The sequence below is a fragment of the Curtobacterium sp. B18 genome (assembly GCF_000333375.1).
Lineage (GTDB): Bacteria > Actinomycetota > Actinomycetes > Actinomycetales > Microbacteriaceae > Curtobacterium.
In genome coordinates, this window is record NZ_BACZ01000039.1 from 1 (window position 1) to 4,339 (window position 4,339).

The 4,339-nt window shown below is 73.0% G+C and carries 4 protein-coding genes; 3 read left to right on the forward strand and 1 reads right to left on the reverse strand.

Translation table 11 applies throughout. The annotated features are described in order from the left end of the window. The first annotated feature begins 136 nt into the window (after positions 1–136). Positions 137–457 carry a hypothetical protein gene (locus I5E_RS01020; protein WP_022905360.1) on the forward strand — a complete coding sequence of 107 codons (321 nt, stop codon included), beginning with the start codon at positions 137–139 and terminating at the stop codon, positions 455–457. After that, complete coding sequence (locus tag I5E_RS01025) at positions 454–1,440, forward strand: DMT family transporter (protein ID WP_022905361.1); 987 nt, start codon at positions 454–456, stop codon at positions 1,438–1,440. The genes I5E_RS01020 and I5E_RS01025 overlap by 4 nt, the downstream gene beginning before the upstream one ends. Before the next feature lie 73 nt (positions 1,441–1,513). On the opposite strand, the gene I5E_RS01030 is transcribed toward I5E_RS01025, so the two are convergent. Beyond that, complete coding sequence (locus tag I5E_RS01030; protein ID WP_022905362.1) at positions 1,514–3,202, reverse strand: long-chain-fatty-acid--CoA ligase; 1,689 nt, start codon at positions 3,200–3,202, stop codon at positions 1,514–1,516. 181 nt (positions 3,203–3,383) lie between these two features. On the opposite strand from I5E_RS01030, the gene I5E_RS01035 reads away from it, so the two are divergent. Beyond that, positions 3,384–4,339 (forward strand): oxygenase MpaB family protein (locus I5E_RS01035; RefSeq protein ID WP_022905363.1); only part of this gene is annotated, 956 nt, incomplete at its 3' end.

Below are 4,339 nucleotides of genomic sequence, written 5' to 3' on the forward strand. Positions count from 1 at the left end.
CGTCTAGGCCAACGCCGACCAGTTCAGCTCGGTCTGCATCATCGCGAACGAACCCGGTGCGGGCACCGCCGAGGCGTACCGGTCGAAGGGCCGCGAAGAGCGCCGCGACTCCGGCATCCCGGCACGCGTACCGACGATGTTCCTCGAGGTGCTGCCGGCCGACTCCTCCGACTTCGAGGAAGACCTGGTCGTCGAGGGGCACGTCATCCACGGCCACCGCGTGCTGAAGGTGCGCTCCGGCAACGTGCCGAACACCATCGCGTCGACGTTGCTGGCGATCCGCGACATCGCCGGGGTGGTGCCGAGCATCTACTTCGAGTGGAACGAGGGCAGCCCCATCCGCAACGCCATCCGCTTCGTGTTCACCGGCGTCGGCGACGTCGCCCCGGTGACGCGCGAGGTCCTGCGCGAGGCCGAACCCGACGTGAACCGCCGACCGAGCGTCCACGTGTCGTGACCGGCGGGACGGCGGCGAGCCGCGCCTCCCGGCCAGCCGGCGGACTCGCGGCCGTCCTCGTCGCCGCCGCCGTGTGGGGCACCACCGGCACCGCGACGCACTTCGCGCCGGGCGTCCCGGCGTTCGTGTTCGGTGCCGTGACGTTCGGTCTGGGCGGACTCGTCCTCGCCGCCGGCGCCCGTCGCGGAACCCTCGATGCGATCCGGGACCCCGCCAGTCGGCGGTGGGTGCTGCTCGGCGCGGTGTCGCTCGTCGTCTACGCCGTCGCGTTCTACGCGGCCCTCGCCGACGCGGGCGTCGCGCTCGGCACGACGGTGGCCATCGGGTCGTCACCCGTCTTCGCGGGGCTCGTCGAGTGGGTCGCCGACGGCAGGCGCGTCACAGGTCGGTGGGTCGTCGCCACCCTGGTGAGCGTGGTCGGCATGGTCGTCGTGACGCTCGCGCGGTCGGAGGGCTCCGGCGCGGGTGGATCGCTCGTGCTCGGACTCGGGGCGGCGCTGTCGGCCGGACTGACCTACGCTTCGTACTCGTGGGCGGTCGCGCGGGGCATGCGCGGGGCGTCCGCTCCCGGGGCGCTGCCGGGTGGCGTGTCGCTGCCCGGCGGTCCCGGGGCCGAGAACGTCGTCCGGGCGCGGTCGGGCGAGCGCGGCCTTGTCGGGGCGGTCTTCGGACTGGCGGCCCTCCCGCTCGTCGTGCTCGCCGTCGTGGCCGGGCACGCGTCGCTCGGGGTCGCGTCGAACTGGCCGGTGTTCCTGTACCTGGCGCTCGTGCCGACGGTGCTCGGCCACTCGCTGTACGCCCTCGGGCTGCGGTCCGTGCGTGCCTCGGTCGCGACGCTGCTGTCGCTGTTCGAGCCCGTCGTGGCGGCGGTCCTCGCCGTGCTCGTGGTGGGGGAGCACCTCGGCGTCGGCGGCTGGGTCGGGATCGCGCTCGTCGTGGTCGGCCTGGCGGTGCTCGCGCTGCCGGAGCGGACGCGCGCCTGACGGTGTGGGGATTCGGCCAGGGGTGTGAAACCGCCGTCGCAGTCTGACGGACTGGCGCGCCCCGCGGGCGGGGTCAGTCCTCGCCGAGGATCCGGTCCCGCACCTTCCGCCGCAGCACCTTGCCGATCATCGACCGCGGCAGGTCCTCGACGACGACGATCCGGCGGGGCACCTTGTAGGCGGCCAGGTGCTCGCGCGACCACGCACGCAGGGCATCCGGGTCGAACGACGCCGGGTCCTTCGGTACGACCGCGGCGACGACCTGCTCGTTGCCCGCCTGGGTGATGCCGACGACCGCCACCTCGCGGACGCTGGGGTGCTTGAGCAGTGCGTCCTCGACCTCGGTCGGGGAGACGTTGAACCCGCCCGTGATGATGAGCTCCTTGAGGCGGTCGACGATCCGGACGAAGCCGTCCTCGCCGATCGCCACGATGTCGCCGGTCCGGAACCAGCCGTCCGGCGTGAAGACCTCGTCGGTCGCCTCGGCCTTGCCCCAGTACCCGCGGAAGACCTGCGGCCCGCGCACCTGGAGCTCGCCCGGTTCGTCCGTCCCGAGGACCTTCGTCGGGTCGTCCGGGTCCGCCACCCGCGCCTCGGTCGACGACAGCGGTAGGCCGATCGACCCGAGCCGACGAGCCGGGGACACCGGGTTGGCGAGCAGCACGGGGGAGCACTCCGACAGGCCGTAGCCCTCGACGAGGTAGCCGCCGGTGCGGGCCTCCCACGGTTCGACGACCTCCTTCGAGAGCGCCATGGCCCCCGAGATGCCGATCTGGATCCCCTGGAGCGACACCTTCGCCGAGTCGGCCGCGTGCTGCAGCCGGGCGTAGATCGGGGGCACCGCCGGCAGGAAGGTCGGCGGGTGGTGCTTCATCGCCTTGAGCACGAGGGCCGGGTCGAACGCCGGGAAGAGCACGAGTCGCGAGGCCATGCTCATCGCGAAGGTCAGGCAGAGCGTCAGGCCGTACGCGTGGAACATCGGGAGCACCGCGTAGACCACGCTGCCGTCTCCCGGCTGGATCTGCGGCACCCACGCCCGCGCCTGCGCGGCGTTGGCGATGAGGTTCCCGTGCGAGAGCACCGCGCCCTTCGGCACGCCGGTCGTGCCGGAGGTGTACTGGATGAGCGCGACGTCGTCGGTGCCGGGGCGCGCATGGCGCTTCGACAGCTTCCGGTTCGACACGAGGTCGTCCCACTTCGTCGTGCCGCGGACCTTCGTGGTCAGCTTCGCCCGGGACTCCCGGGCCTTCGCCACCGGCAGCGACAGCGCGATCCGGGTGCTGCGCGGCATCGCCCGGGTGAGGTCCACCGAGACGATCGCGTCGAGCCGCACGTCCGAGGGGAAGTCCTGCAGCGACGCCACCGACTTGTCCCAGGCGATGGCGACCGTGGCGCCGTGGTCCTCGAACTGGTGCCGGAGCTCCCGAGGCGTGTACAGCGGGTTGTGCTCGACGACGACCGCGCCGAGGCGGAGCACCGCGTAGAAGGCGACGATGTGCTGCGGGCAGTTCGGCAGGACGATCGCCACCCGGTCGCCGGCGGTCACCCCGAGCTTGCGCAGACCGTTCGCCGCGCGGAGGATCTGCTCCTCGAGTTCGGCGTACGTCGTCGTCCTGCCGAAGAACTCGAGCGCGACCTTCTTCGGGAAGCGCCTGGAGGACTGCTCCACGATGTCGTACAGCGAGCCCGTCGGCTCGTCGATGTCGTGCGGGACCCCCGGGGCGTACGAGGCAAGCCAGGGACGAGGCGTGTCGATGCTCACGCCGACCAACCTAGCGGGCCACCCGGGCGACGGCTGGGAGGCATCGCACGCACGCGCCCCGCCCGCATGCACCCGCCCGCCCGCTCGTCGACGCCGACGCCGACGCCGACGTCGACGCCGGCGCATGCGCTGTTCGCACGATGCCGGGCGCGTTGTCAGGGGCAGGACGGACGATGGCCTCATGCCCTCTGTCGCCGACGCCTTCCGATCCCGTCTCAACGACACGTTCACCGGTGGTGCCACGGAGCGCCCGGCGTGGATCGACGAGCTCGAGCAGGGAACCGACGCCGGGTTCTTCGGACCCGGCTCCGCGACCTGGTCGGTGCACGGCGGGAAGCAGACGATCCTCGCCGGCGTCCGGGCGCTCCTCGTACAGGCCCTGCACCCCGGCGCGCTCGCGGGCGTCGCCGACCACTCCCGCTACCGCGAGGACCCGTTCGGCCGCCTCGCCGGCACCATCCGCTGGATCTACACGGTCTCGCACGGTGACACCACGGCGGCGCGGTCCGCGAGCGCCTGGGTCCGGCAGCTGCACGAACGCGTCCGTGGTGAGTACGTCGACGGGCACGGGGTCACGAAGCCCTACGCCGCCAACGACCCGGACCTCGCCCGGTGGGTGCACCTCGCGTTCACGGACGCCTTCCTCCGCAGCGCGCAGCTGTGGGGCGACCCCATCCCCGGCGGCGCCGACGCGTACGTCCGCGAGTGGGCGATCGCCGGCCGGCTGATGGGCGTCGAGGACGCTCCCGAGTCCGATGCCGAGCTCCGCGCCCAGATGAACGGGTACCTCGACCGCGGCGAGCTCACGGCGACCGCGCGCACGCTCGACGTCGTCCGGTTCATCAAGGACCCGCCGCTCGCACGCCTGCTGCGCCCCGGGTACCGCGCGCTCTTCGACGGCGCGGTTGTCTCGCTCGACCCACGACACCGCTCGATGCTCGGGCTGCGGACGCCGTCCGTCGGGCCGATCGAGTTCCCGGTCCGCCGGACGGCCGGCGCCGTGCTCGACGGCATCGGGGCCGTACTCGGCCACCAGCCGGGGACGGAGCGCGCAGCGCTCGTCCGCATCGCGCGGCTGGACGGCGCGCGATCGGCTCCGGACGCGACCTCCCGTCCCACGGGTGGGTGCGTCAGAAA

Bases quoted from the DNA above. Each gene is read 5' to 3' on its own strand.
- I5E_RS01020 (WP_022905360.1), top strand. From the start codon at position 137: ATGTTCCTCGAGGTGCTGCCGGCCGACTCCTCCGACTTCGAGGAAGAC.